This is a genomic window from Rhizobium sp. M1 (assembly GCF_002531805.1).
Taxonomy (GTDB): Bacteria; Pseudomonadota; Alphaproteobacteria; order Rhizobiales; family Rhizobiaceae; genus Rhizobium; species Rhizobium etli_C.
The window spans coordinates 16,358-42,746 of record NZ_NWSW01000009.1 but is presented as its reverse complement, the minus strand read 5'-3'; the positions used below and the strand labels follow the sequence as shown (position 1 = coordinate 42,746).

Below are 26,389 nucleotides of genomic sequence, written 5' to 3'. Positions count from 1 at the left end.
GATCCTCAATAGGCAGCGGCTGGTGCCGCGACAGGAGCCGCCTGCCCTTTCAGGCTGCCGAGCCAGTCATTGGCGCGGCCGGTCATCATCGCGATATCGGAAGCAATTGCCGCGAAGTCGTAGCCGTAGCCAAGGAAGCGCTTCACCATATCGGGATTGGGGCCGACGATGCCGACCGGTTTGCCGGCGGCATGGGCGTCCTTGGCCGCCTTCTCGATCAGCCTCTGGACCTCCGGATGGGCGATATTGCCGATATGGCCCATGGCGGCCGAAAGATCGCCCGGACCAACGAACAGCGCGTCGATACCATCGACGGCGGAGATCTGCGGCAGCCGCTCGATCGCCTCCGGGGTTTCGAGCTGTACGATGGTGCAGACTTCACCATTCGCCCGCTTCAGATAGTCCGGGATCGTGCCGAATTCCGAGCCACGATGAACGGCGGCGACGCCGCGAATGCCCTGTGGCGGATAGCGGGTGTAGGACGACGCCGCGCGGGCCTCCTCGGCGGTCTGCACGAAGGGCAGCATGACCGTGCGCGCGCCAGCATCGAGCACGCGCTTGACCAGCACCTGATCGTTCCAGGCAAGGCGCACCACGGCCTCGGCCGGCGTGCAGCCGATGGCGCGTAAGATGCCCGCGACGTCCGAAACCTCGACCGGCACATGCTCCATATCGACGACGAGAAAATCGAAGCCGGCATAGCCGAGCGCCTCGGCCGTTGCCGGAGCCGCGGCCATCAGCCAGGTGCCGAGCGGTGCTGGCCGGTCCTTTTCGGCAAGCCATGCCTTGAAGCGATTGGTCAGGCTCATAGTCGTCTCCTCAATAGATCGCCGGATCGGGCACCACGGCCGTTCCGCTTAAGAAATCGAAATCACAGCCCTGGTCGGCCTGGCTGACATGCTGCTGGTAAAGGGCTGCGAAGGATCGCTGGTAGGTCGGCGGGGCCGGTCTCCATGCGGCGCGGCGGCGGACGATTTCCGCCTCATCGACCCGCATGTTGATGGTCCCGGCGGTAACGTCGAGTTCGACGACGTCGCCGGTCTTCAGGAGCGCCAGCGGTCCGCCGACGGCGGCCTCGGGAGAGACGTGCAGGATGCAGGTGCCGTAATGCGTACCGCTCATCCGGCCGTCGCAGATGCGCACCATGTCGCGCACACCCTGCTTCAGAAGCTTTTGGGGGATCGGCAGATTGCCCCATTCCGGCATGCCCGGTGCACCCACCGGGCCGGCATTGCGCAGCACGATCACCGTGTCTTCGGTGATATCGAGATCGGGATCGTCGAGCGTCGTGTTCATGACACCCGGATTGTCGAAGACGATGGCCGGGCCGACATGCTTCAGGAATTTCGGGCTGGCCGCGGAAGACTTCATGACGGCGCCGTTCGGAGCCAGATTGCCGCGCAGAACTTCCAACGTCTTGCCGCGCGACAGCGGCACCACCGGATTGTCCTCGCCACGAATGACGTCGTCGTTCCAACAGTCCGCCGCGGCGATATTGTCGCCAAGCGTTTGGCCGTTGACGGTCGGTCGCGTCAGATCGAGGTGACGCGAAAACTTGTTGAGAAGCGCCAGAAGACCGCCGGCGAAATAGAAGTCCTCCATCAAGTACTCGCCCGATGGAAAGACGTTGACCGCCACCGGCACCTGGCCGGCCATCGCCGCCATATCGTCGAGCGATAGATCGACACCGGCGCGGCGCGCCATGGCGACCAGATGGACGGCCGCATTGGTGGAGCCGCCGAGCGCCATATAGGCAACCAGGCCGTTGAGAAAGCTCGCCTTGTCCAGGATATCGGAGGGTTTCAGGTCTTCCCAGACCATCTCCACGATCCGGACACCACAGGCCGATGCCATGCGCGGATGACCGGAATCGGTGGCGGGGATGGAAGAGGCGCCCGGCAGCGTCAGTCCCATGGCGTCGACGATCGATGTCATCGTCGATGCGGTGCCGATGGTGTTGCAGGTGCCGGCCGATCGCGTCATGCGGCTTTCGAGGTCGATCCAGTCCGACTGGGTGATATTGCCGGCGCGCAGTTCGTCCCAATATTTCTTGGTATGCGTGCCGGCGCCCGTCTTCATGCCACGCCATTGCCCGTTCGACATCGGGCCTGCCGGGCAGTAGATCGCCGGAATATCCATCGAAATCGCGCCCATAAGCAGGGCCGGTGTAGACTTGTCGCAACCGCCGAGCAGCACGGCCCCATCGACCGGATGCGAGCGCAGCAGTTCCTCGCATTCCATGGCGAGAAAATTGCGGTAGAGCATGGTGGTCGGCTTCACCATGACCTCTCCGACCGAGAGCGCCGGCATTTCGACCGGATAGCCGCCCGCCTGCCAGACGCCGCGCTTCACCGCCTCGGCACGATCGCGCAAATGTGCATGGCAGGGGCTCATCTCGCTCCAGGTGTTGATGATGCCGATCACCGGCCGGCCCATGAACTCGTCGCGGCGCATGCCCATCTGCTGCGTGCGCTGCCGGTGGGCAAAACCGCGCATATCGTCCGAGGCGAACCAGCGCTGGCTGCGCAGTTCCGAAAGATCGCGTTTCTTCTTCACCTCGTTCATCCCTTGATGCCCCCCGCCGTCAGGCCGGAGACGACGCGCTCCTGGAAGATGACGATGAGGATGGCGACCGGCACGATGCCGGCGACCAGCGCTGCCGAGATCACCGGCCAGGGAAAGGCGAATTCGCCCTGATAGAGCTGGATGCCGACCGGCAGCGTGCGCAAGGACGGGTTGGAGTTGAACGACAGGGCGAGCAGGAATTCATCCCAGGCATTGACGAAGGCGAGGATGCCGGCGGTGAAGACACCAGGCGCACAGAGCGGCACCACGACCTTGAACAGTGCGCCCATGCGCGTGCAGCCGTCGATCATCGCGGCATTTTCCAGATCGCGGGGAATGCCTTCGAAGAAGGAGACCAGCATCAGGGTGCAGACCGGCAGGCTCAGCACCGTGTAGGGCAGGATCAGCGCCGTCCAGCTGTTGAGGAGATTGAGCGCCCGCATGATTTCGAATAACGGCACCAGCAGCGTCACCAGCGGGAATGTCGAGACGGCGATGATCAGCGACAGGATCAGCCCGCGATAGGTCAGATTGAGCCGGGCGAGCGCATAGGCCGCCAGCACCGCGACGAACAGCGTCAGCGCGGTCGACAGCAGCGCCACCATGAAGCTGTTGAACAGGAAGATGTGCAGCGGCTGGTCGGAGAAGGCCTGCACATAGTTCTGAACGGTCGGCGCATGCGGGATCCAGGTAATGGGCTTTGCCGTCAGCTCGGCTTCGGTCTTCAGCGATGTAAACAGGATCCAGAGCGCCGGGAACATGCCGTTTACCAGAAGGATGCCGGCAGCGATGACACGCAGAGGCTTGCCGGACAGGAAGGACGCCGAACCGGGGGCTGTCGTCGTGCTCATGAATGTTACTCCTTGGTCCGGATCATGCGGAGATAGACGGCCGTAACGCACATCGACAGCGCGAACATCACGACGGCGAGCGCCGACCCATAGCCGAGATCGAGGAAGGACACGGTGTTCTGGTGGATGTACATGGCGAGCGTCGCGGTGGATGTGCCCGGCCCGCCGCCCGTCATCATGTAGGGGATGTCGAAGGTCTGCAGCGCGGTGATGGTGCGGAAGATCAGCGCCACGACGATCGAAGGCTTCAGCAGCGGCAGGGTGATTTCGAAGAACTGGCGCAACCGTCCGGCGCCGTCCACATCCGCCGCCTCGTAAAGCGAGCGCGGAATAGTCTGCAGACCGGCCAGGATGATCAGCGCCATGAAGGACGACGTCTTCCAGATGATCGTCAGGCAGATGGCGGCGAAGGCCCAGTCCGGCGAGTTGAACCAGATGATCCCCTCGAACCCGAGGCGGTTCAGCACGTCGTTGACGACGCCATATTCCGAGTGGAAAAACCACGCAAAGATCAAACCGGCAAAGGAAAGCGGCAACGCCCAGGGAATAAGCAGCGACAGCCGGACGGGCCACTGCGTCCGGAAGGGGAGGTTGGCGAGCAACGCAAGTGCAAGCCCCAGCAAAAGCGCGCCCGGCACGGTGATCAGTGTGATCAAGATCGTATTCCAGGTGGTTTCCCAGAATACCGGATCGTCGATCATCAGGCGGTAGTTTTCCAGCCCGGCGAATTCCGCCGGCAGGCCCGAGGTGAGCGATAGGTTGAGGAAGCTCGTATAGATGAGCCGACAGACCGGATAGACGATGATCAATGCCAGAAGAAGGCCGGCCGGCGCGAGGAGCAAAACGGCAAGGGCACGGTCGCTGAGATCGAGCCACCGAGTCCAGACCGCTGGCTGATGCTCACGCGTATCCGTCGCCTTGAGTGTGGTTGTCGTCGCCATGGTCTCGTTCCGAAACGTTGAGGGGTTTGAAGCGCAAGGCCGATGCCTCGTCCGTTGCAACCGGATGCTGCTCGTCCGCCTTGAGGAGGTTTCCCCTCCCCGGAGGAAAGGGAGGGGATTGCGCAAGGAGTTACGGGCTCCTCACCGCAGAATGCGTTTCAAGCGTGCGCCGATCTGATCGGCACCGTCTTCCGGCGTGGTCACGCCGGCGAGAACGGCGTTGACAGTGGTGCGGATGACCTCACTTACTTCGTTGTAGCGCGGCGTCACCGGGCGCGGCTTGGCGGTCTCGACCACCTGCAGCGCATCGGCAAACCACGGCGCACTCTTCGTCACCTCGGCGTCCTGGTAGAGACCAGCATAGGTCGGCAGCAGCGAGCCGTTGATTGCCATGAACTTCGAAACTTCTTCAGATGACAGGTACTCGACCAGCTTCTTCGCTTCGTCCTGATGCTGCGAATAGGCGGAAACGCCCCATTCCCAGCCGCCGAGGCAGGTTGCCTGCTCGCCGCCGGTCATGGCCGGCAGACGGGCAACGCCGACCTTGCCGGCAACCGCGGAGTCCTTGCCCTGCGCCTGCGCCCAGGCATAGGACCAGTTGACGGCGAAGATGACGTTGCCAGCCTGGAATTCCTTCCGCGTGTCGTCGGTGCCGACTTCGGCAATGTTCTTCTTGGCAACGCCCTCGTCGGCAAAAGCCTTCCAGAGACTGAGCGATTTGATGGCCGCGTCGCGATCGAAGGTCAGGCGACCGTTATCGGTCAGCGTCTTGCCCTGACTCCAGTACGGCAGCAGGAAGGTGCAGACCGCGCCTTCGATCGCCTTGCCCTGGAAGGACAGACCCTGGAGATCGGCATTTCCTTCACCTTCGGCGATCTTCTTGGCGGCGACTTTCAGCTCATCCCAGGTCTTGGGCGGCTCGATGCCGTATTTTTCCAGAAGGTCCTTGCGATAGTAGAGGAACTGCGAATCCGCGAAGGCCGGCAGCGCGATCACCTTGCCATCGACGGTGTTGGCGCCCGCATAGGCCGGCAGATAGGAGGACATGTCCTTGCCGGGGAAATCGCTGGTCCAGCCGGCAGCCGCAAATTGCGCCGGGCGGATGACGTCGAGGATCAGAACGTCGAGAGAGGTGTCCTTGGCCGACATCACGGTGTTCAGATACTGCGCCTGGGCTTCGGACGTGTTGCCGCCGGTCTCGATCTTGACCTTCACATCCGGATTGGCGGCTTCATATTTGTCGAGCGCCTTGCGCCAGACGTCCGGCTGGTGCTGGCTGGAGATGTAGATGTTCAGCGCCGTCTCGGCCGAAGCCGGCATCGCGACGGCCAGCATGGCACCGCAGAACAATGCACCGGTTAATTTCGAAAAAGTCATGATTTCCTCCCGTTTGATGTTTGGTCGCGCGATGTTGGCATCCTCCCCCGCGCAGGGTCGTCAATGGACGGCGCGTTCCGTCGCGGCGTCAAAAAGATGGATTTTCGCGGGATCGACGCCGATCTTCAGCGTTTCGCCGGCCTTGACCCGCGTCTCCGGCGGCATCCGGGCCGTCAGGATTTCGTTGCCGACGGCGAAGTGGACGAGCGTATCGGAGCCGAGCGGCTCGACGACCTGAACGTGACAGGTCAGGGCGACCTCCGACGCGTTTGCCGTGAAATGCTCCGGACGGATCCCGACGACGAATTCGCGGCCATCGACCGCGGGGACCTGGATTGCCGACAGCGGCAGGCGGTCTCCGTTGGCAAACACCAGATGGCCGCCATCGGCCCTTGCCTTGGCAAAATTCATCGCGGGCGATCCGACAAAGCCGCCGACAAAGACGCTGGCCGGGCGGTTGTAGACCTCGTCCGGCGTTCCGACCTGCTCGATCTCGCCGCCGCGCAGGATGACGATCCGGTCGGCCAGCGTCATCGCCTCGACCTGGTCATGGGTGACGTAGATGATTGTCGTGCCGATTGCCTGATGCAGCTTCTTGATTTCGGTGCGGACCTGTCCGCGCAATTTTGCATCCAGATTGGACAGCGGCTCATCGAAGAGAAAGACCTGCGGACGGCGGACGATGGCGCGGCCCATGGCGACGCGCTGGCGCTGGCCGCCGGACAACTGGCCAGGCCGGCGATCGAGCAGATGGGAAATGCCGAGCATGTTGGCGGCCTCATCCACCCGCACCGCAGCTTCCCCCGCGCTGATCCCGCGCACCTTCAGGCTGAAACCCATATTCTCCCGAACCGTCTTGTGCGGATAGAGCGCATAGTCCTGAAAGACCATGGCGATATCCCGTTCACGCGGCGCCAGCCGGTTGACCACACGGTCGCCGATCCTGACCTCGCCGCCGGTGATCGCCTCCAGCCCGGCAACCATGCGCAGGGTCGTGGATTTGCCGCAGCCCGACGGACCAACGAAGACCACGAACTCACCGTCGGCAATCTCAAGATCGATGCCCTTGACGATCCGAAGGGCACCATAACTCTTGTCCAGCGCCCGCAGGCTCACTCCCGCCATTCAAACCTCCCGGAGACGGAACCGTGTCCCGTGCCCATCTTCATTTCCCGCAGCAATAATAGCGCTACGATTTTCTTTGGCAAGCCTCCCCGTTGAAAATTGCCGCGGGTGAATTCGGACAAGCCAGACCCGGCAGGGCAAATTTGCCGACTTATTGAGTTTTATCAGGCAAATGGGCGCAATTCCCGTCAATGGGAATTGTTCAACGCAAGCCTATGGGTTATTATGCAATGAAATAATAGCGCTACTATACCGACGGGATAAATGGTGGATACTCAACGCTCCGCGAAGCCGACCCGAAAACGCCGCAAGATGCAGCGGGTGACGATGATGGATGTCGCGGCTCGGGCCGAGGTCTCGCCGTCGACCGTCTCGCTCTATCTGCGCAAACCGGACGCCGTATCGGCGTCGGCCAGCGAGGCGATCGCAAAATCGATCGAGGCTCTCAACTATGTCCCGAACCTGATGGCCGGAGGGCTCGCCGCCGCCTCTTCGCGCGCCGTCAGCATCATCGTGCCATCGGTACGCAATGCCTTCTTTGCCGAAACAGTTGCAACCATGCAGGCCGAACTGGGCAAGGAGCGGCTGCAGGTGCTGCTCGGCCACACCGAATACAGCGAGCGCGAGGAGGAGAACCTCGTGCGAATGGCCTTGTCCTGGGCGCCGGCGGCGATCGTGCTGACGGGGCTTAGCCACAGCAATGCGACCAGGAGGCTCCTGCGCGAAAGCAGTGTGCCGGTGGTCGAAATCTGGGAACTCGGCTCAGAGCCTATCGAGATGGCCGTCGGTTTCCACCACCAACAGGTCGGCCACTCGATGGCCGCGCACCTTATTCAACGAAATCGCCGCAATCTCGTCTTTCTCGGCGCCCGACTGCAGGAAGACAAAAGAGCGGCGCACCGCGCCGAGGGATTTGTAGAGGAAGCCCGCAAAACCTCGGGTGCTACCGTCGAAATCATCCAGCATCCGGCACCGTCGAGCGCCGAAGTAGGCGCCATGCTGCTTGGCGAAACCATGCGGAAATTTCCACAGGTGGATGGCATTGCCTGCTCCAACGATCATATGGCGCTCGGCGTAATCTTCGAATGCCAGCGGCTCGGAATCAACATCCCCGGACAGCTTTCGGTGATCGGCTTCGGCGATCTCAGCTTCAGCGCCGCCTCAAATCCCTCGCTCACCACCATCCGTCCGCCGGGAGATCTGATCGGCACGGAGGCTGCGCGCCTGATCCTTGAGCGCATAGCCGATAGTAGCGAAAGAAAGCCTACGGTAATCGATACTCGTTTCACGCTGCTTCATCGGCAAAGCAGTTGACGAACACAATCTGCCGCACGCGCAACCCCGCTTCGAAAATTGATCTACGAAACAGGAAACGGATAAAGGCGCCGTTCCTTCCTTCGACAGGCAAGGGCTGCTACCAGAACACTGGCGCCAGAAACCGGGCCGATAGAGAACCGCCGCGCGAGATCGCGCCGACGAGACGGGAGACACCCACATATGACCACCGCCTGCGAAGTCAGCTGGTTTTCCGCTCTGTGCGACGACGACTACGAATTCCTCGGCTCTCCCGATCCACGGCTGCTATCGAGTTTCGAACACTGTCGCGATATCGTCCTGCAGGCCGAAAGCGGCGGCTTCGACAATATTCTGCTTCCGTCCGGCTATGCGCTCGGCATTGATACGACAGCCTTTGCTTCGGCCATGGCGACGCTCACGCGCCGGATCAAACTCCTGATGGCAGTTCGCATTGGCGAAAACTGGCCGGCGCAACTGGCCCGCCAGATCGCCACCATCGACCGCATCGCCCATGGCCGCCTCTCGGTCAACATCATCTCCAGCGAGATGCCGGGAGAAACCCTTGCGAGCGGCCCGCGCTATGCCCGCACCATTGAGGCCATGTCGATCCTGCGCACGCTGCTTGACGGAAAGCCGCTCGATCACGACGGCACCTTCTGGAAGCTGAAGGTCGATCCGCCGCGGATCGCTCCGCTGTCGGGACGCTGCCCGCAATTCTATTTCGGCGGTCTATCCGAGGATGCTCGCAAAGCAGCGGCAGAAGGTGCCGACATCTATCTGATGTGGCCGGACCGGATGGAGGCCGTCCGTGAGACGATCGCCGATCTTCGCAGCCGGGCACAGGCGCGTGGCCGCGCGCTCCGCTTCGGCTACCGCGTGCATGTCGTCGTCCGCGAAACCGAATCTGAGGCACGACTTGCCGCCGACCGGCTGCTGTCGAAACTCGATGACGCCACGGGTGCAGCCATCCGGGCGAAATCGCTCGACAGCCAGTCCGTCGGCGTCAGGCGCCAAACCGAACTGCGCGACCAGGCCGGCAGCGAGGGTTATGTCGAAGACAACCTCTGGACCGGTATCGGCCGCGCCCGCTCCGGCTGCGGTGCTGCGATCGTCGGCGATCCCGACCAGGTTCTGGCCAAACTGCAGGCGTATCGCGCGGAAGGAATCGAAGCTTTCATTCTCTCGGGCTACCCGCACACAACCGAGGCCGACCTTTTCGCGCGTCTTGTTTTGCCACGGCTGGATCATGGGCCGCTTTGACAGAAGCGCTGCTTGCTCGCCTTGGACGGGTCCGAACCCCAATCACCTGCTTGAAAGCCATGTGCCTGTTAATGCTTATCTTCTTTGTTCGCCTGCCGGGCCGGTTCCGTTCGAACATTATGCGATTTTCTTCGCCCAGAACGTGAGCACCAATCCGGAGAGGGGCATGGTGTCCTCCGCTCGAAAGCCGACGCGCTTCAACGAATAACGGAATCTTGATCGGACGCAACAGTTTACCAACTGCCGCATCGGCCTATCTGACCGTAATCACACTGAAAACGCTGGCTCTCAGCCGGCGATTGGGAGGGTGGGATGCGCCAGATTCGCAAATCATTGGCAGCCGTAGCAGCCGTCATCGCGGTTGCCGTCTCGTTGCCTTCCTGCACGACCAGCTCAACCGACTCGGTGCAAACCGGCTCGGTTGGATTTAGCAGCGTCGACTATGGGCTCAGACCTGCCTGCCGCGACGGCTTTGGCAACGATCGTCCCTGCAGCTATTAGTAGCAACCGCTGCTTGGTAGTGCATCGGGACCTATCGTGAAGATCCAGGAGCCATCCGGATCCGTCGAAGCGATCTCGGCAAACCTTAGCCGACCGGCATTCGCAATGCCTCACTCGCCGTAGAGGCCAATTCCGATGACGGCGGTCATGACAAACACGCAGAATCCAACGGCAATGCCGGCGAAAACTCCAGCAGCCAATCCGGTCATCTTAGCAATAAAAACGGTAGCTGCCGGAGGCACCACCAGCAGAAGCAGCGCTTGCACAACACCGAAAGCGCTATGCTGGATACCTTCGGCAACCCATTGGAGCGCAATGACCCACAAAAATATGCCGCCGAAAACAATCGAGCCAGCGCAGGCACCTAGAGTCCAGCCGTAGCGTCTGCCCACATTCGCCAGCTCCCAGAGAGCGGGAGGCAAGGCGAGCATCCACGTGATAAAATCGATCCACGTCCGCATCCGCGGACCTTCACGTAGAAATGTTTCGAGCCGGTAAAGCTGACCAGTCAAAGTCGAGACATCGAACACTACACGTAACGGCCTCCCATGCCGTGGGCCTCTAGGGCATCCATGACTCAGCGTTGGCTTCGAGCAATTGAACCCGCTGGTTCGCGGGTCGAGTAGAAAACTATTACGAACACCTGCAAGCGTGATACACAACCGAGATAGTGCTCTAGGAAAGACAGTCATGCGGTATCTTCGGTCAGGGCCGCGTCGGCTTCACACCCAGGAGATGGGCGGTCCGCGCGCCAAAACGGTGGGTCTGAGGTCGGGCGAGATCGCCGACCGGAACATTCGCGTCATCCTGGAAGCGATCCGCCGGCATGGGCCGCTGACGCGCACCGAGCTCGGGCGGCATAGCGGGCTGACCGGGCCCGGCATCACCAATATTCTGCGGCGGCTGGCGGAGGAGAAGCTCGTCACCTCGAACCGGCGCAACGGGCTCGGCGGCGGCGCGACGGCGACGGAATTTGCGCTGCGGCCGGAAGGCGCTTTTTCGGTCGGGGTCAAGCTTCGCAAGAAGCGCGGCGAGATCGTGCTCGTCGATCTGAGCGGCCAGGTGCATGAGCGGGCCTATTTCGACGTGGAGCCGGCGGACAAGGTCCAGCTGGTGCATGCGGCCGCCCGCGATATGGTCGATCGGCATGCCGCTCTGCCGGTCATCGGGCTCGGCATCGCCGCCAACGACTGGACGGAGGATGAGAGCGACGCCATCGCCGCGCTGTCGACGATCGCGCGTCCCTATGTCGAGAACGAATGCACTGCGAGCCTGCTTGCCGAACGCACGATCGGCAGCACGCTGCCGGAGGGCGGGCTTGCGATGATCATCATCGACGACGACGTGCAGGCGGGCTTCCTCATCCGCGGCGTTCCCTATTCCGGCGTGCATGGACGGGCGGGCAGCATTGGCGAAATGCTGACCGGGCCGGACAATGTCCAGCTCAATACCGTCGTCGGCTTCGGCTCCCTGCGCGCACGCATCGGCGACGAAGATTTCGCCCGGCTGCTGAAGGGGGAGGAATTCTCCTGTCCGCTGCTGTCGCAATGGATCCGCGAGGCCGCGGGCCATCTGCTCGATCCGATCATCGCCATGGCCGGCTTCTTCGCCCCGAGCACCGTCATGATCGGCGGAGACCTGCCGCAGGGCGTGATCGAGGCGCTGATCCATCAGCTTTCCATCGAGCGGCGCGATACCTCCACACGCCCGATCATCACGCCATGGATTTCGCCGATGCGGCCGGCAAGCTTCAGCGGCGGCGGCGTGGCGCTCGGTGCGGCGCTGCTGCCCTTCCTCAACACGCTGCTGCTGCCGCCGGCTTCGGCCTAAAGCAATTCCAGGAAAAGTGCGAAGCGGTTTCCCAGGCAAAGCGCAAAGCGCTTTTGCCGGGAATCGCGCCAAAGCAAAAGGTTAGGACAGACCTGCTTTTCCGTGGAAAGCTGAACCGCCCTAGCCAAGCGCCTCGTCCTTGTGACTGAGATCGGAGGCCAGCGCCTTGTCGAGCACCTTCTGGATATTGGCGGCACGGCGGAAGGACGGTTCCTGGGTCTTGCCCGCCCGCACCGCCTGGACGAAACGCTGGTAGTTGGTTTCGACGGGATCGAACGGCACGTCGCACCAGGTCGCCGTGTGCACGTCTTCGCCGAGGCAAGCGCGCAGCGTCGAATTGCCGGTGTCGTAGATCATCTCGACCGAGCCGGTTTCGCCGTAGACCCTGAGGCGCAGTTGGTCCATCTGGCCGGCGGCGGTGCGTGTTGCCTGGATCGTGCCGATCGCGCCATTGGTGAAATCGACATTCATCGTGAAACTGTCATTGGCGTCGAGATCGTACTCGCCGATCTTATGGCCCGGCGCCTTGTCGAAGGTCTTCAGCCGGGCAAAGACATGGGCGACGTCGAGGCCGGAGCCGTAGGAAGCGAAATCGACGATGTGGATGCCGATATCGCCGAGCGCGCCGTTCGAGCCGTGCTTCTTGCTCAGCCGCCACAGCCATTTGCTTTCGCTTTTCCAATCGCCCCAGTGGCGGCCGACCAGCCAGCTTTGCAGATGCGACGCCTCGACATGGCGCACTGCGCCGATCTCGCCGGCGAGCACCATCTGCCGGCCTTTCTGCAGCGCCGGCGAGTTGCGGTAGGTGAAGTTGACCATGCCGACCTTGCCCGCCCGCTCGATCGCCTCGGTCATTTCCATGGCTTTCGCCGCATCGGTGGCGAGCGGCTTCTCGCAAAAGACATGCTTGCCGGCGGCAATCGCCTGCAGCGTCGTCGGGTGGTGGATGCTGTCAGGCGTGACATTGGCGACCGCATCGAACTCGCCCCAGGCAAGCGCATCCTCGAGCGAAAGGAAATGATTGGCGATGCCGTGTTCGGTGCAGAAGGCCGCGAGCCTCTCCGGAACGACATCGACGCCGCCGACGACGCTGACGCCTTCGATCGCCTTGAAGCGTGCGGCGTGCTGATTGGCCATGCCGCCGGTGCCGAGAATGAGTAAACGCATCTTCTCCTCCACAGAGTTGGGTTTCCGGCTGCCGCCGGGCAAAAACCGCCGCTTGCGGTCACGGCCATGCGCGATCGCTCGGGCTCTTCCTCGGGAAAATTGCGGGGTGGATGCGCCGCGCGTCCAGAATAGACGCTTCGACGTGGCGGACCGGCGCATGACCTCGCGAAGTCGACTCGATTTTCGCCGGCGGCGCGCTAGCTGGTGTTGAATGTCGCCAGCATCTCGATCCTCCCAAAGCTCTGGCTTGACATCAAATCAAAGTAACTTAATCTAATTAATGCAGCACGGAAATGAGGAGAGGTCAACTGACCGCCAGGCTGTAATCGTTCAAAATGGGGAGGAGACCCATCATGAAGAGCGCGACCGTCAGCGCATTGGCGCTGAGCACTATCTTATTTTCAGCATCCGCCATTTTTGCCCAGGAACTAGCTAGCAAAGACCGGATCGGCCTCGCCGATGCCGCCAAAACCCTCGTCGTCCGCCTGACCAACGACAGCCCGAACAATTCCGACCCCGCCATTGCGGAGGGCTATCAGAAACTCTTCGTCGAATTCATCAAGAAGCATCCCGAATGGAAACTGCAGATGCAGTTCATGTCCTCCGACATCGGCACCGAACAGGCCAAGATGCTGGAGCAGGCCAAGGCCGGCAATGCGCCGGATTGCGCCGCCGTCGACTCCTTCGTGCTGTCGCAGTTCATGGTCAACAAGGTGTTGGCCGACTTCACGCCCTATTTCTCGAAGGAAGAGGTGGACGATCTCTTCCCCTTCATCCGGACCGGCATCACCGACAAGGACCAGACGGTGCGCGCCTGGTGGTGGGATACGGACCTTCGCGTGCTCTACCGCAACAAGTCGATTGTAGCAGATGCGCCTGAGACCTGGGACGACCTGAAAACGGCCGCCCTTGCCTCCACCAAGGAAGGCATGGAAGGCGTGCTCTTCAACGGCGGGCGCTGGGAAGGCACCACCTTCGACTGGCTCGCCAATTACTGGGCGCTCGGCGGCAAACTCGTCGACGACAGCGGCAAGCCGGTGTTCGGCGAAGGCGAGAACAAGGAAAAATTCCTGAAGGCGCTCAACTATTTCAAGGATCTCGTCGATTCCGGCGCGGCTCCCAAACGCGTCAGCACCATCGCCAATTACGACGACATGAACGCCGCGGCGGCAGCCGGCACGACCGCCCTCTTCATCGGCGGCAACTGGCAATATGCGCAGCTGAAGACGACGCTCGAGGAGGACGAGTTCGCCAACTGGACCTTCTCGCCGATCCCCGGCCCTTCCGCGGATCAGCGCTCGACCGGCACCGGCGGCTGGACGATCGCCTCCTTCAGCAAGGACAAGGAGAAGATCGAGATGTGCGCCAACCTCGCCCGCGAGGTCTATATGGGCCCGGCCAACGCGCTGCAGCAGCAGCTGCCGACGCGCAAATCGCTGTTCGACAAGTACGAGGTCTTCTCCACCGAAGCCAACAAGACCTTCGCCCAGGCTCTGGTCAACGGCCAGGCCCGCCCCGGCGTGCCGATCTATCCTGAAATATCCAACCAGATCCAGATCATGATGGGCGACGTGCTTTCGGGCACGAAGAAGCCGGAAGAAGCTCTGGATGCCGCATTCAGCGCGGCGATGGAGGCCTACAAGCGGCTGTGATGCTGCGGCGTTCGTGGCCAGCCCCTCATCCGGCTGCCGCCACCTTCTCCCCGTTCTGACGGGGAGAAGGGACAAGCCGCAAGCTCTCCGTCCCTTACCAGCGCCTCGCGGGGCACGTCCCCTCTCCCCGTCAGAACGGGGCGAGGGTTAGGGTGAGGGGCAGCGGCGATCTCCAACGCTTCAGACAGCGGCGGCGCCTGCCCGCGGGCGTCGCCGGCTTTGCCAAATCAGGACAGAGAAGCCAATGAGCCCCATTGCCATCGAGGCCGACAGCCCGCCTCAAAGCAGAACGTTCATGCGCCGTTTCGCCGGCGCGCCCCTGCCCTGGATCATGCCCGTGATCATCGTCATCGGCATATTCTATCTCTACCCCGTCATCGACGTCTTCCGGCTTTCCTTCACCAACGCGACGCTGATCGGCGACAATCAGGACTATACGTTGGGCTCGATCACCAATGCGCTGAGCTCGCCGCAGCTGCCCGACATTTTATGGGCGACGCTGATCTTCGTCGGCGGCAGCGTCATCGGTCAGCAGATCCTCGGCCTTGCGGTGGCCGTCACCGTCATTCGCGGCGAAAAGCGCGGCCTGTTCGGCACGACGATCCTGAGAACGACGGCGCTGGTCGCCTGGGTGGTGCCCGGCATCGCCGGCGGCATCATCTGGCAGATGCTGTTTTCCGAAGCGCCCTACGGCGCGCTGAACAGCATTCTGAGGCTGATGCACATGCCGACCGTTGCCTGGCTTTCGGATCCCGCCATCGCGCCATGGTCGACGCTGATCTCCAACATCTGGCGCGGCACTGCCTTTTCCATGGTCGTCATGTATGCGGCGCTGAAGGCGATCGATCCCTCGCTTTATGAAGCCGCCGAAGTCGACGGCGCGACCGCCTCGCAGCAGTTTTTCTTCGTCACGCTACCGCAGCTGCGCGCCGCCATCCTCGTCAACATGATCCTCATCACCATCCAGACGGTGAACACCTTCGATGCGATCATCACGCTGACCGGCGGCGGTCCCGGGCGCGCGACCGAGGTCATCTCGCTCTATGTCTTCAACATCGTCTTCCGGAACTACGATCTCTCCGGCGGCAGCGTGCTCTCCGTGCTGATGCTGATCATCAGCCTCGGGCTCGCCTTCATCTACGCCTCGTTCCTGCCGAAGGAGGAAGAGCAATGAGCCAGCGCACCGGAACACGGCTCGGCGATGCCATGAGCTATCTCTTCATGCTGGCGATGTTCATCTTCTTCGCCGGCCCCCTCACCTATCTCCTGTCGATGGCGCTGCGCGACAAGCGCGAGATCTATCGTGGCGCGGCGCGTTATATTCCCAACAATCCGACCGTCGACAATTTCATCACCGTTCTCAACAACAGCTATTTCCCGATCTATCTCTGGAACGGCCTCAAGCTCGCGGCGCTCAGCGGCTTCGGCGTGCTGATCGTGGCGCTGCCCGCGGCCTACGCCTTTTCCCGCTTCAATTTCCGCGGCAAGGGCCTGTCGATGATGGGGCTGCTGCTCTTCCAGATGATCTCGCCGCTGGTTATCATGGTGCCACTCTACCGCTACATGAACCGGCTCGGCATGCTGGATACGCATTTTGCCGTCGTCATGGTCTATATCGCGCTCGGCGTTCCCCTCGCGACCTGGCTGTTGAAGAGCACGGTCGACGGCATTCCGCGCAGCCTCGACGAGGCGGCGATGATCGACGGCTGCAACCGCTTCTCGGTCTTCTGGCGGATCATTCTGCCGCTGTCGGCGCCAGGCATCGCCTCGGTCTTCATCATCACCGTCATCGCCGGCTGGTCGCAATTCCTGGTGCCTTTCCTGCTGCTCACCAAAAATGACCTGATGCCGATCGGCGTTGGAATCTTTAACTTCCGCGGCATGCAGACCGACTCGTCCATCCAGCTGCTTGCCGCCGCCTGCCTGATCTCGGTCGTTCCGGCGATCGTGGCCTTCCTGTCGCTGCAGAGGCTGATCCTCGGCGCGATGACCAGCGGCGCGGTGAAGGGATGAGACGGTCTGCTTCATTCTTGACGCGTGAGGAAGGATCGAACGCATGAACCAGACGCTCGGCGCGAGGCTCTCGCCGGATCTGACGGGGGCCAATGTCGAAGATGCGGGCGAGCACAACAGGGCCGTCGTCCTGCGCTGCATCCATCGCCAGGCGCCGATCTCGCGCGCCGAAATCGCCAGGCGGACCGGTTTTACCAAGCCGGCCATCGCCCGCATCGTCGACCGCCTGCTCGACGAAGGCCTGATCATGGAAGCCCGCCGTCGCCACGGGCTGCGAGGCCAGCCGGCGATCGAGCTGGAGATCAATCCGGATGCCTCTTACGCCATCGGCATCAATATCGACCGCGACCACCTGACGATCCTCGCCGTCGATGCCGTCGGCAATGTCCGCGCCCGCGCGCATCACGAAAAACGCTTCATCCTGCCTGGTGAATTCATGCAGCTGACATCGGATGCGATCTCGCATTTCCAGCGCAGCCGGCTGATCGACGATGCGCGCCTTTGCGGCATCGGTCTGGCGGTGCCGGATTGGCTCGGCGAAATTTCGCTGCTCGGCAAGCCGGATGCCTATCAGGAATGGACGGAATTCGATGTGCGCGCCGCCCTCGAGAACCTGACGCAGCACCCCGTCTTCATCGAGAACGAGGCCAATGCCGCAGCCCTTGCCGAGCTCGACTACGGCCTCGGTGCCGAAAGCAGCAGCTTCTTCTATATTGCCGTCAATGCCTGCCCCGGCGGCGGCCTGGTGCTTGACGGCAACGGCCATCGCGGCGCCATGGGCCTCAGCGGCGAGATCGGCTGGCTGCCGATCGCCGACGGCCGCGACGGCAAAGGCCAGAAGGTCCAGCTTCTCGGCGAGATCTTCTCGCTGTTCTTCCTCTATGATTTCCTGGCCAAGCACGGCATCGAAGTGAGCGTTCCCCAGGACCTGCTGACGCTCGACGCGCATGGAAGGCGGCTCGTTTCGCAGTGGCTGAAGGAAATGAGCGCGCATCTGGCGGTCGCCGTCAAACATATCGCCATGATCGTCGATCCCGACGCCGTGCTCGTCGGCGGCAGGCTGCCGATCCGCATCGTCGATGAATTGCTGCGTTATGTGCATGAGCATCTCGACGCCGAGGACACCAACCTGCCCTCGCTGCATCGCGCCTCGATCGGCGAGGACGCCTCGGCCATGGGCGCGGCGGCGATGCCGATGGCGGCCGCCCTGATGCTCGCATCGGCGGATGTGGCGCAACGCACCCGCTCGCCGCTCAAATTCATGGATCGGCTGAACAGTTGAAACGGCCGCAAGGCCCGGGAGGATATGGTGAAGATCGGCTTCTATACCTCGACATTCAATGACCGCCCGCTGGAGGAAGTGGTGGATTTCGCCGCCTCGGCCGGTTTCGACGCCATCGAGATCGATGTCGGCGGCCACATCAAGACACCGGACCGGGTGGCGGACGCCGTCACGCTTGCGAGGCACCGCGGCCTCTTCGTCTCCTCGATCACCTATTTCGGCAACCAGCTCGATGCCGACCGCGACAAGCGCCGGGGGCTCAGGGCGAGGACGGCGGAATTTGCCCAGGCGATCGGCGAGACCGGCGTGCCGATCTTCGTGATCTTCCCGGGCCGGGACGACAGCGCCAGCGACGAGGCCAATTATGACGATTTCGCCGACTTCGCGAACGGTCTGATCGCCGAGACGCAATCCACCGGCCTCACCTTCGCGATCGAAAACTGGCCGGGACCGAAAGACAATTTCATCGGCACGACGCCGAAGGGATGGCAGGAGCTTTTCGCCAGAATCCCGGATCGCCGCTTCGGGCTGGAATTCGATCCCTCGCACCTCATCCGCATCGGCGTCGATCCCTATCACGCAATGGAGGCGGTGAAGGATCGCATCGCCATCCTGCATGCCAAGGATACGGCGATCGACAGGCAGGCCCTGCAGGCGATCGGCTATCACGGCAGGGGCTGGTGGCAATACAAGCTGCCGGGGCTCGGCCTTCTCGACTGGCCGCGTTTCCTCAGCCAGGCGCGCGGACATGGTTTCGATGGCACGCTCTCAATCGAGCATGAGGATGCCGCCTATGGCTGGCCGGGCAAGGATCTCTCTGCGCGCAAGGAGGGCGAACGCCTCGGCCTCGATTATCTCAAGAGTGTCTTGAACGGACTTTGACGGCGAATCCTGGAGGAGTTTCATGGCTCATGTTTCGGTCAACAATGCGCGCAAGGATTACGGCGCGTTCAAAGCCATCAAAGGCGTGTCGGTCGATATCGGCGACGGCGAGTTCGTCGTGCTGGTCGGCCCCTCCGGCTGCGGGAAATCGACCCTGCTCCGGATGATCGCCGGACTGGAAGGCATCACCTCGGGCCAGATCCAGATCGGCAAGCACATCGTCAACGAGCTGGCGCCGAAGGATCGCGACATCGCCATGGTGTTCCAGAACTACGCGCTCTATCCGCACATGACGGTCGCCAAGAACATGGGCTTCTCGCTGCGGCTGAAGCGCATGCCGAAATCGGAGATCGACCACCGGGTCGGCTATGCCGCCAAGATCCTCGGCCTCGAAAATCTCTTGGAGCGCTATCCGAAGCAGCTTTCGGGCGGCCAGCGGCAGCGCGTGGCGATGGGCCGCGCCATCGTGCGCGATCCCGCCGTATTCCTCTTCGACGAGCCCTTGTCGAACCTCGACGCCAAGCTGCGCGTGCAGATGCGATCGGAGATCAAGGAACTGCACCAGCGGCTGCAGACGACCACCATCTACGTCACCCACGACCAGATCGAAGCCATGACCATGGCCGACAAGATCGTCGTCATGAAGGACGGGCTGATCGAGCAGTCCGGCTCGCCGCTCGAACTCTACGACCGGCCGAGCAATCTCTTCGTCGCCGGCTTCATCGGCTCGCCGGCGATGAATTTCATCGAGGGCAGCATGACGGAGAACGGCTTCCGCACTGAGGATGGCCTGCTGCTGCCGAGCGAGCGCCGCCCGGCAAACGCCGTCATCTACGGCATCCGTCCCGAACATATCAGGCTCGACCCCGACGGCATCGAGGTGACAACGATCGTCGTCGAACCGACGGGCTCGGAGACCCTTGTCCTCGTCCGGCTGGGAGCGCAGACGATCACCTGCGTCTTCCGTGAGCGGATCAGGGCCACCCCCGGCGATATACTGAAGATCGCGCCGATCCACGATGCCGTGCACCTCTTCGCCGCGGACGAACAACGGATCACTACAGGCGAAGCGCCGTTGAGTTAAGCCCGCCGAATGCCCCCTCCCCTTCGGCCGGGCGCCGCCGGGGGCGCCTTTTCCGCGCCCCCGGCCCCAAATGGCTCAGGCCCTTCAGACATCGATGCAGTACTGCCCAAGTGCTTGAACGCGCAATTAAAAGGTTAATATCCGTTAACCTTAAAATTCTTGGCCGGTATCGGAGAATCGCGGATAATAACGGTTAGAGGGGCTTTTGATCCCGAAAATCGTTATCCGAGAGATTGCCGCCGATGAACGCTAATTTGAATGCCTTGAAGGCAGCACCACTGCATTTCGAGGATCAGATTCTCGAACATGGCGACGTGATTTCGAAGAAGCTGCATCTGCTCAGCGTGCAGCGTTTTCCGCCCAATGCGAAGAAGACGCTGCGCAGCTTCTCGCTGGCGGAGGTCGCGAATTATGTCGGGGCGTCGCAAAGCACGCTGAAGAAACTGCACCTCGAAGGCAAAGGCCCCTGCCCCAAGACCTCGCCTTCCGGACGCCGCTCCTACAGCGCCGAGCAGATGCTGGAGCTCCGGCGCTATCTCGACGCGCATGGCCGCTCCGAGAGCCGCATGTATGTGCCCCATCGCCGCGGCAATGAGAAGCTGCAGGTCATCGCCGTCGTCAACTTCAAGGGCGGCTCGGGCAAGACGACGACATCAGCCCATCTTGCCCAGCATCTGGCGCTGACTGGGCACCGGGTGCTTGCCGTCGATCTCGATCCGCAGGCTTCGCTCTCTTCCCTGCACGGTTTCCAGCCGGAATTCGACCAGGCCTCCTCGCTTTATGAGGCGATCCGCTATGACGGCGAGAAGAAGAAGCTCTCGGAGATCATCCACAGCACCAATTTTCCCGGCCTCGATATCGTGCCGGCCAATCTGGATCTGCAGGAATACGAATACGACACGCCGCTCGCCATGGCCGACAAATCGAGCAATGACGGCAAGACCTTCTTCACGCGCATCTCGCGGGCGCTTGCCGAAGTCGACGACCGCTACGACGTCGTCGTCATCGATTGTCCGCCGCAGCTCGGCTATCTCACGCTGACGGCGCTGACGGCGGCGACCAGCGTCTTGATCACCATCCATCCGCAGATGCTCGACGTCATGTCGATGGGCCAGTTCCTGCTGATGCTCGGCGGCATCCTGAAGCCGATCCGCGCTGCCGGCGCCGAGGTGAACCTTTCCTGGTACCGCTATCTCATCACCCGTTACGAGCCGACCGACGTGCCGCAGGCGCAGATGGTCGGCTTCATGTCGACCATGTTCCACGAATTCATGCTGAAGCACCAGATGGTCAAATCGACAGCGATCTCGGATGCCGGCATCACCAAGCAGACGCTTTACGAGGTCGAGCGATCCTCGATGAACCGGGGAACCTATGATCGCGCGATCGAGGCGATGGACGCCGTCAATGCCGAGATCGCGGGCCTCATTCACCAGGCATGGGGACGGTGAATTTGTCGGCTGACAAATTCGCCGTTTCCTTGAAGCAAATCAATGGAATGGCTGCAATCGGAGGAAGTCATGGCACGGAAAAATCTGCTTGAGGGGCTCAGCGAGATGCCCGAGAGCGCAGGCGCGCCGAACTATCCGATGCGCGGGGCAGGCCGCTCGCTCGTCCGCTCGCTGGACGAGCTGGCCAAGCAGGCGGAAAAATTCCTCGAGGGCGAGGCGGTGGTCGATCTCGACCCTGACACCATCGAGGCCTCCTTCGTCAAGGACCGGCTGTCGGAAGACGACGAGGCGTTCCGCGCGCTGGTCGAGGCGATCCGCGCGCGTGGACAGGACACGCCCATCCTGGTGCGTCCCCATGGGAAGATCGACGGGCGCTATCAGGTGGTCTTCGGCCACCGGCGCCTGCGCGCTGCCCGCGAACTCGGCCGCAATGTCCGCGCCGTCGTCAAGGCGATCGACGACCGCACCCATGTCATCGCCCAGGGCCAGGAAAATTCGGCCCGCGCCGACCTCACCTTCATCGAGCGGGCGCTCTTCGCCAAGCGCCTGGAAGAGCTCGGCCATGACAGGGAGGTAATCTCGACGGCGCTCGCCGCCAATGCGGCCTCGGTCTCGAAGATGATGTCGGTGATGGAGCGGCTGCCGCAGGAGGTCGTCCAGGCGATCGGCCCTGCCCCCGGCGTCGGCCGCGAGCGCTGGGTGGAGCTGTCGCTGCTCGCCGGCAAATCGGCCAATGCGGCAAGTGTCGCCAAGGTCCTCGAAGAGGTCAACTTTCATCAGTTACCTTCCGACAAACGTTTCGAAGCGCTCTATGCGGCGCTGAACAAAAGCGCGCGGCCGGTGAAGAAAACGGCAGCGGCAAGGAAGGTGACATGGCAGCCGCTGGACAAGGCGGTCCAGGCGGAAATGAAGAATGACGGCAAGGCGTTCTCGCTCTCGATGAAGGCGAAAAATGCCGGCCGCTTCGGGGAATTTCTCTCCGGCAGACTGGATGCGCTCTACGAGCAATTCCTCGCCGAGGAGGGCAGACAAGGAGACTGAAACCGCAAAAGAAAAAGGCCCCCAAACGAACGAGTCGTGGAAGCCCTTCTCACATCCTTAAGCAAGACAGAGAATCGCATTTTCACGAATCCCAGTCAAGAGTCCTGAAGCGCCCGCCCGTGTCTTTTCAGATGCGGGCAATGACACTGCAGTAGCCTCTACCCTCGCATCGTTTCGGTGAGCGGATTTCTTTTGCCTGAATAGAGGTGAAGGAAATGGAGAGTGAATCTGTGACGACGCCCTTCGGGCGGCGGCCGATGTCGCTTGCCCTGCTGCTGAAGCAGCGGCGCGGCGAAGCGATGGCGGCCGGAACGACGCGCAACAAATGGAAATTGTTCAGATCGGTCTGCGAGGCGCGGGCAGGGCTCGGCGTGACCGACCGGGCGCTCACCGTGCTCGATGCGCTGCTGAGCTTTTATCCCGAGGACGAGCTCTCCAGTGAAAAAGGGCTGGTGGTCTTTCCCTCGAATACGCAGCTCTCGCTGCGAGCACGCGGCATGGCCGCCGCAACGCTGCGCCGGCATCTCGCCGTGCTCGTCGAGGCCGGCCTCATCTCCCGCAAGGATAGCCCAAACGGCAAGCGCTATGTCCGCCGCGGCAGGGCAGGCGGGATCGACGAGGCCTACGGCTTCAGTCTCGCGCCGCTTCTTGCCCGCGCCACCGAGATCGAAGCCATGGCAGCCAGCATCGCCGCCGACCGGCAGATGCTGCGGGCAACGAAGGAGCGGCTGACGATCTGCCGGCGCGACATCGCCAAGCTCATCGCCGCAGCCGCCGAGGAAGCCGTTCCCGGCGAGTGGGAGCGCATCGCCTCGCTGTTTCATGCACTGCTGCAGCGCATTCCGAAGGCGGCAACACTCGAAAATCTCCCGCCGCTGCTCGCAGAGCTGGAAACGATCCGCCTCGGCCTCATCAACACATTGGAATTACATGAGAAAATGCAAATTACGAGCAGCAGTGAATCCCAGTTTGAGCGCCACATACAGAATTCGAATCCCGAATCCTTATCTGAATCTGAACCAGCCTTGGAAAGAACGCAGGAGGCGAGGCGAGATCAGCCAGGGGCCGGGCAGGAAAGTCGCAAGCAGGGCAGGCGAGGGGATGGTCGGCAGGAAGTCCGAGCTGATGTCCGGTTAGATTCCGCGAGATTGAAATCCTTCTCTCTCGCCACGGTCCTGCGGGCCTGCCCTGATATTGCCGGCTATGGACCGGGCGGCACAGTCGCCAACGGGCGTGATCTGATGGCGGCGGCCATGGTCGTGCGGACAATGCTTGGCGTCAGCGCTTCGGCCTATGAGGAGGCGATGGCGATGATGGGACCGGAAAATACCGCCATTGTCATGGCGTGCATCCTGGAGAGGGCTGGGCAGATCCACTCGCCGGGTGGCTACCTGCGGGACCTGACGCGGCGGGCCAGAATGGGCGAATTCGCACTCGGGCCGATGTTAATGGCGCTGCTCCGCCTCAAAGGCCGGTCGTCCGGCGGGATCGACGCATGAGTGTGAAGCTCGCCTCGCACTCGGCTCAGGTTTGTCAGCGCGGCGCGGCCTATCTGCTTATGGACACCATCTCTATTTCTGCGATCGCGCGTTATCCCACTCGGGCCGAAGCGTTCTTCTTGCTGAGGAGGGCTGCGCGGATCTGTTCGTTCTTGCTCAGAAGCGGAGGCGGGACAGGGGCGGGCTGTTCAGGCGCCTCAGCCTTGGCGGTGCCCTGCTTGAGGCTCAGAAAACGCTTTTGCGCGACAAGCCGGTCTTCCGACGACAGTGGTTCCACCGGATCGCCGTCGAGGCCGTGGCGCATGGAGTCGGGCTGGGCGCTGGCGAAGTAATAGCGCCGGCAGTGGACATAGGCGGCGGTCGCACGCCTCAGGGTCGTGACGCCGGCATCGGGTTTCAGGAGCGGGCGGAGTTCGTTGAAAAGACCGACGGCAAAGGGGAGGATCGGATCTCCCGCTTTGGCAGGAAGAACTCCCACCGGCCGGATCAACAGCATGTTGATCGCGTTTGCCTTCTCCACGTCGAGCTCGCTTGCCGCAATCGGTCCGCGGCTGACCTTCCAGGGCTTATCCATGTGTCCTCCATGCGACGTCCATAACGACCGACTGTGATGGTATCTTGACGACAGGGCGAGTAACGGAAGTCGCACGTCGTCGGTTCCGCTGCAAGCGTCTAAGAGGCGGGAGGCGAACCGCCCGGCGAAAACCCTTTCAGGGAGAGATATAGCCCGGTGTTATCGCCGGCGTGTGATCTAATCGTTTTTTTGAGAAATGTAGGATTGACCTGCCGCATCGATTACACTTCTTATCCGCGGCCAAGATCAAGCGACCGGCCGCAGGGAGGATATATGCGGGTTTTCTCGAGCATTGACGAGCTGCGCCACACGCTCGATGCGCTGAGGCGGCAGGGAAGGACCGTCGGTCTCGTTCCGACGATGGGTTACCTCCATGCCGGTCATATGCAGCTTGTCGCACGCGCTCGCGCCGAGAACGACATCGTCGTCGTCTCGATTTTTGTCAATCCGCTGCAGTTCGGCCCAGCAGAAGATCTCAGCCAATATCCGCGCGATCTGGAGCGCGACGCAGCCATGCTGAGACAGGCCGGGGTCAATTTCCTTTTTTCACCCGGCGTCGAAGACATGTATCCCCGCCCGATGCAGACCGTCGTCGACCTTCCCGATCTCGGCCGCGAGCTGGAAGGCGCGGTGCGGCCCGGGCATTTTGCCGGTGTTGCGACAGTCGTCTGCAAACTTTTCAACATCGTGCAGCCCCAAACCGCTTATTTCGGAGAGAAGGATTATCAGCAGGTCATCATCATCAAGCGCATGGTGGATGATCTCGCCGTGCCGGTGCGTGTCATTGCGGTGCCGACCGTCAGGGACAGCGACGGCTTGGCTCTGTCGTCGCGCAATGTCTATCTCAGCGAGGCGGAGCGGCATGCGGCGGTGATCATCCCTCAGACCCTCGACGAGGCGGAACGTCTCGTCGCCGATGGTCTTGCGGATGCCGCGGAGCTCGAAGAAAAGCTGACGGCGTTTCTCGGTCGCGAACCTCTGGCAAAGCCCGAGGTCGTTGCGGTCAGGGACGCTTCGACGCTACAGCCGGTCAATTCCATCACAGCGCCGGTCGTTGTCGCGCTCTTCGTGCGGATCGGTTCGACACGGCTTCTCGACAACAGGGTCATCGGGGGCAACAGGCCTATCGGCGAGCGGAGCTTGCCGGGAAAGGGAGTAAGCAGATGAGTGCGGTCGGATCCCACAAGCGTCTTACGCCAGCCCGCATCTCGGCCATGAAGGGCGGCAAACCGATCGTCTGCCTGACCGCCTACACCACGCCGATGGCGCGTCTGCTCGATGAGCATTGCGACCTGCTGCTGGTCGGGGATTCGCTCGGCATGGTGCTCTATGGCCTGGAGACCACGATCGGCGTCACGCTCGATATGATGATCGCACATGGCAAAGCGGTCATGCGCGGCGTCGCCAAGGCCTGCGTCGTCGTTGACATGCCATTCGGCAGTTATCAGGAATCAAAGGAGACCGCCTTCCGTAACGCCGTCCGCATTCTACAGGAAACCGGCTGCGACGCCGTCAAGCTGGAAGGCGGCGAGGAGATGGCCGAGACCATCGCCTTCCTGACGAAGCGCGGAATTCCGGTCATGGGGCATATCGGCCTGATGCCGCAACAGGTCCAGACCGCCGGCGGCTATCGATCCGTCGGGCACTCCGAACACGAGACCTCGAAGATCCGGCGTGACGCGCATGCCATCGGCGGTTCGGGAGCCTTCGCCGTCGTCATCGAAGGCACGGTGGAACCGCTCGCTCGCGAGGTGACTTCAGCCATGCACATACCGACCATCGGCATCGGCGCCTCCGCCGCCTGCGACGGCCAGGTTCTGGTCTCTGACGACATTCTGGGGCTCTTCAACGATTTCACCCCACGTTTCGTCAAGCGTTACGACGAGCTCGGCAAAAGAGTTGCGGATGCCGCCGCCGCCTATGCTGGCGAGGTGCGCACGCGGAAATTCCCGGCAGCCGAACACACGTTCAAACGCCGCTCGTAAGGCGAGGGCGCCC

At 62.2% G+C, this 26,389-nt stretch carries 24 protein-coding genes; 15 read left to right on the top strand and 9 right to left on the bottom strand.

The features are described from left to right. Positions 1-5: 5 nt before the first annotated feature. From CO655_RS10250 to ugpC (CO655_RS10225), 6 genes are all read right to left on the bottom strand, one after another. Positions 6-809 carry an aldolase/citrate lyase family protein gene (locus CO655_RS10250; protein ID WP_097664577.1) on the bottom strand — a complete coding sequence of 268 codons (804 nt, stop codon included), beginning with the start codon at positions 807-809 and terminating at the stop codon, positions 6-8. 10 nt (positions 810-819) lie between these two features. Continuing rightward, positions 820-2,565, bottom strand: coding sequence for an L-arabinonate dehydratase (gene araD, locus CO655_RS10245; RefSeq protein ID WP_097664576.1), 1,746 nt, complete (start codon positions 2,563-2,565; stop codon positions 820-822). Then, positions 2,562-3,416, bottom strand: a complete 855-nt coding sequence (locus CO655_RS10240; RefSeq protein ID WP_097607438.1) for a carbohydrate ABC transporter permease — start codon at positions 3,414-3,416, stop codon at positions 2,562-2,564. Before CO655_RS10240 ends, araD begins: the two co-directional genes overlap by 4 nt. 5 nt (positions 3,417-3,421) lie before the next feature. After that, positions 3,422-4,357, bottom strand: coding sequence for a sugar ABC transporter permease (locus CO655_RS10235; RefSeq protein WP_097607437.1), 936 nt, complete (start codon positions 4,355-4,357; stop codon positions 3,422-3,424). A 141-nt stretch (positions 4,358-4,498) separates the two neighbouring features. Next, a complete protein-coding gene (locus tag CO655_RS10230; RefSeq protein WP_097607436.1) occupies positions 4,499-5,734 on the bottom strand; it encodes an ABC transporter substrate-binding protein in 1,236 nt (411 codons plus the stop codon). Between the two features lie 60 nt (positions 5,735-5,794). After that, positions 5,795-6,859 carry a sn-glycerol-3-phosphate ABC transporter ATP-binding protein UgpC gene (ugpC, locus tag CO655_RS10225; RefSeq protein WP_097664575.1) on the bottom strand — a complete coding sequence of 355 codons (1,065 nt, stop codon included), beginning with the start codon at positions 6,857-6,859 and terminating at the stop codon, positions 5,795-5,797. A 264-nt stretch (positions 6,860-7,123) separates the two neighbouring features. Here ugpC (CO655_RS10225) and CO655_RS10220 point away from each other — a divergent pair, with 264 nt between their 5' ends. From CO655_RS10220 to CO655_RS34290, 3 genes are all read left to right on the top strand, one after another. After that, on the top strand, positions 7,124-8,173 hold the full coding sequence (locus CO655_RS10220; protein ID WP_097664574.1) for a LacI family DNA-binding transcriptional regulator: 1,050 nt from the start codon (positions 7,124-7,126) through the stop codon (positions 8,171-8,173). A 183-nt stretch (positions 8,174-8,356) separates the two neighbouring features. Next, positions 8,357-9,415 carry an LLM class flavin-dependent oxidoreductase gene (locus CO655_RS10215; protein ID WP_097664573.1) on the top strand — a complete coding sequence of 353 codons (1,059 nt, stop codon included), beginning with the start codon at positions 8,357-8,359 and terminating at the stop codon, positions 9,413-9,415. Between the two features lie 312 nt (positions 9,416-9,727). Beyond that, the gene (locus CO655_RS34290; RefSeq protein WP_097607432.1) at positions 9,728-9,916 is read left to right on the top strand and encodes a hypothetical protein; all 189 of its coding nucleotides are present in this window, start codon (positions 9,728-9,730) and stop codon (positions 9,914-9,916) included. A gap of 110 nt (positions 9,917-10,026) precedes the next feature. Here CO655_RS34290 and CO655_RS10205 read toward each other — a convergent pair whose 3' ends face one another. Next, positions 10,027-10,446 (bottom strand): hypothetical protein, encoded by a 420-nt coding sequence (locus CO655_RS10205; protein WP_245423771.1) that lies wholly within the window; start codon positions 10,444-10,446, stop codon positions 10,027-10,029. A 160-nt stretch (positions 10,447-10,606) separates the two neighbouring features. Here CO655_RS10205 and CO655_RS10200 point away from each other — a divergent pair, with 160 nt between their 5' ends. Then, positions 10,607-11,746, top strand: a complete 1,140-nt coding sequence (locus CO655_RS10200) for an ROK family transcriptional regulator (RefSeq protein WP_097664571.1) — start codon at positions 10,607-10,609, stop codon at positions 11,744-11,746. A gap of 120 nt (positions 11,747-11,866) precedes the next feature. Here CO655_RS10200 and CO655_RS10195 read toward each other — a convergent pair whose 3' ends face one another. Next, positions 11,867-12,913, bottom strand: a complete 1,047-nt coding sequence (locus CO655_RS10195) for a Gfo/Idh/MocA family oxidoreductase (protein ID WP_097664570.1) — start codon at positions 12,911-12,913, stop codon at positions 11,867-11,869. 353 nt (positions 12,914-13,266) lie between these two features. Between CO655_RS10195 and CO655_RS10190 the strand changes: the two genes are divergently transcribed. The 9 genes from CO655_RS10190 (at position 13,267) to repC (ending at position 23,817) form a co-directional block, all read left to right on the top strand. Then, the gene (locus CO655_RS10190) at positions 13,267-14,565 is read left to right on the top strand and encodes an extracellular solute-binding protein (RefSeq protein ID WP_097664569.1); all 1,299 of its coding nucleotides are present in this window, start codon (positions 13,267-13,269) and stop codon (positions 14,563-14,565) included. Positions 14,566-14,809: 244 nt separating this feature from the next. Beyond that, a complete protein-coding gene (locus CO655_RS10185; protein ID WP_088686130.1) occupies positions 14,810-15,739 on the top strand; it encodes a sugar ABC transporter permease in 930 nt (309 codons plus the stop codon). Next, positions 15,736-16,578 carry a carbohydrate ABC transporter permease gene (locus CO655_RS10180; RefSeq protein ID WP_097664568.1) on the top strand — a complete coding sequence of 281 codons (843 nt, stop codon included), beginning with the start codon at positions 15,736-15,738 and terminating at the stop codon, positions 16,576-16,578. The genes CO655_RS10185 and CO655_RS10180 overlap by 4 nt, the downstream gene beginning before the upstream one ends. A 43-nt stretch (positions 16,579-16,621) precedes the next feature. Next, positions 16,622-17,860 carry an ROK family transcriptional regulator gene (locus tag CO655_RS10175; RefSeq protein ID WP_097664567.1) on the top strand — a complete coding sequence of 413 codons (1,239 nt, stop codon included), beginning with the start codon at positions 16,622-16,624 and terminating at the stop codon, positions 17,858-17,860. Positions 17,861-17,887: 27 nt separating this feature from the next. Beyond that, positions 17,888-18,742, top strand: a complete 855-nt coding sequence (locus CO655_RS10170) for a sugar phosphate isomerase/epimerase (protein WP_097664674.1) — start codon at positions 17,888-17,890, stop codon at positions 18,740-18,742. Between the two features lie 22 nt (positions 18,743-18,764). Further along, the gene (gene ugpC, locus CO655_RS10165) at positions 18,765-19,826 is read left to right on the top strand and encodes a sn-glycerol-3-phosphate ABC transporter ATP-binding protein UgpC (protein ID WP_097664566.1); all 1,062 of its coding nucleotides are present in this window, start codon (positions 18,765-18,767) and stop codon (positions 19,824-19,826) included. A gap of 242 nt (positions 19,827-20,068) precedes the next feature. Further along, a complete protein-coding gene (repA, locus tag CO655_RS10160) occupies positions 20,069-21,277 on the top strand; it encodes a plasmid partitioning protein RepA (protein WP_097664565.1) in 1,209 nt (402 codons plus the stop codon). A 69-nt stretch (positions 21,278-21,346) separates the two neighbouring features. Next, positions 21,347-22,318: a plasmid partitioning protein RepB gene (repB, locus tag CO655_RS10155; protein WP_097664673.1), complete on the top strand. Its 972-nt coding sequence runs from the start codon at positions 21,347-21,349 to the stop codon at positions 22,316-22,318. Between the two features lie 215 nt (positions 22,319-22,533). Then, complete coding sequence (repC, locus tag CO655_RS10150) at positions 22,534-23,817, top strand: plasmid replication protein RepC (RefSeq protein ID WP_097664564.1); 1,284 nt, start codon at positions 22,534-22,536, stop codon at positions 23,815-23,817. A 91-nt stretch (positions 23,818-23,908) separates the two neighbouring features. Here repC and CO655_RS10145 read toward each other — a convergent pair whose 3' ends face one another. Then, a complete protein-coding gene (locus CO655_RS10145) occupies positions 23,909-24,391 on the bottom strand; it encodes a ProQ/FINO family protein (RefSeq protein WP_097607421.1) in 483 nt (160 codons plus the stop codon). A gap of 273 nt (positions 24,392-24,664) precedes the next feature. Here CO655_RS10145 and panC point away from each other — a divergent pair, with 273 nt between their 5' ends. Continuing rightward, positions 24,665-25,558, top strand: a complete 894-nt coding sequence (gene panC / locus CO655_RS10140; RefSeq protein ID WP_097607420.1) for a pantoate--beta-alanine ligase — start codon at positions 24,665-24,667, stop codon at positions 25,556-25,558. Then, the gene (panB, locus tag CO655_RS10135) at positions 25,555-26,376 is read left to right on the top strand and encodes a 3-methyl-2-oxobutanoate hydroxymethyltransferase (RefSeq protein WP_097664563.1); all 822 of its coding nucleotides are present in this window, start codon (positions 25,555-25,557) and stop codon (positions 26,374-26,376) included. The genes panC and panB overlap by 4 nt, the downstream gene beginning before the upstream one ends. Positions 26,377-26,389 lie beyond the last annotated feature (13 nt).

Bases quoted from the DNA above. Each gene is read 5' to 3' on its own strand.
- repA (WP_097664565.1), top strand. From the start codon at position 20,069: ATGAACGCTAATTTGAATGCCTTGAAGGCAGCACCACTGCATTTCGAG.
- araD (WP_097664576.1), bottom strand. From the start codon at position 2,565: ATGAACGAGGTGAAGAAGAAACGCGATCTTTCGGAACTGCGCAGCCAG.
- CO655_RS10240 (WP_097607438.1), bottom strand. From the start codon at position 3,416: ATGAGCACGACGACAGCCCCCGGTTCGGCGTCCTTCCTGTCCGGCAAG.
- CO655_RS10175 (WP_097664567.1), top strand. From the start codon at position 16,622: ATGAACCAGACGCTCGGCGCGAGGCTCTCGCCGGATCTGACGGGGGCC.
- CO655_RS10215 (WP_097664573.1), top strand. From the start codon at position 8,357: ATGACCACCGCCTGCGAAGTCAGCTGGTTTTCCGCTCTGTGCGACGAC.
- repC (WP_097664564.1), top strand. From the start codon at position 22,534: ATGGAGAGTGAATCTGTGACGACGCCCTTCGGGCGGCGGCCGATGTCG.
- CO655_RS10230 (WP_097607436.1), bottom strand. From the start codon at position 5,734: ATGACTTTTTCGAAATTAACCGGTGCATTGTTCTGCGGTGCCATGCTG.
- CO655_RS10220 (WP_097664574.1), top strand. From the start codon at position 7,124: ATGGTGGATACTCAACGCTCCGCGAAGCCGACCCGAAAACGCCGCAAG.
- CO655_RS10145 (WP_097607421.1), bottom strand. From the start codon at position 24,391: ATGGATAAGCCCTGGAAGGTCAGCCGCGGACCGATTGCGGCAAGCGAG.
- repB (WP_097664673.1), top strand. From the start codon at position 21,347: ATGGCACGGAAAAATCTGCTTGAGGGGCTCAGCGAGATGCCCGAGAGC.
- CO655_RS10180 (WP_097664568.1), top strand. From the start codon at position 15,736: ATGAGCCAGCGCACCGGAACACGGCTCGGCGATGCCATGAGCTATCTC.
- CO655_RS10185 (WP_088686130.1), top strand. From the start codon at position 14,810: ATGAGCCCCATTGCCATCGAGGCCGACAGCCCGCCTCAAAGCAGAACG.
- CO655_RS10190 (WP_097664569.1), top strand. From the start codon at position 13,267: ATGAAGAGCGCGACCGTCAGCGCATTGGCGCTGAGCACTATCTTATTT.
- CO655_RS10195 (WP_097664570.1), bottom strand. From the start codon at position 12,913: ATGCGTTTACTCATTCTCGGCACCGGCGGCATGGCCAATCAGCACGCC.
- CO655_RS10235 (WP_097607437.1), bottom strand. From the start codon at position 4,357: ATGGCGACGACAACCACACTCAAGGCGACGGATACGCGTGAGCATCAG.
- ugpC (WP_097664566.1), top strand. From the start codon at position 18,765: ATGGCTCATGTTTCGGTCAACAATGCGCGCAAGGATTACGGCGCGTTC.
- CO655_RS10200 (WP_097664571.1), top strand. From the start codon at position 10,607: ATGCGGTATCTTCGGTCAGGGCCGCGTCGGCTTCACACCCAGGAGATG.
- panC (WP_097607420.1), top strand. From the start codon at position 24,665: ATGCGGGTTTTCTCGAGCATTGACGAGCTGCGCCACACGCTCGATGCG.
- ugpC (WP_097664575.1), bottom strand. From the start codon at position 6,859: ATGGCGGGAGTGAGCCTGCGGGCGCTGGACAAGAGTTATGGTGCCCTT.
- CO655_RS10250 (WP_097664577.1), bottom strand. From the start codon at position 809: ATGAGCCTGACCAATCGCTTCAAGGCATGGCTTGCCGAAAAGGACCGG.
- panB (WP_097664563.1), top strand. From the start codon at position 25,555: ATGAGTGCGGTCGGATCCCACAAGCGTCTTACGCCAGCCCGCATCTCG.
- CO655_RS34290 (WP_097607432.1), top strand. From the start codon at position 9,728: ATGCGCCAGATTCGCAAATCATTGGCAGCCGTAGCAGCCGTCATCGCG.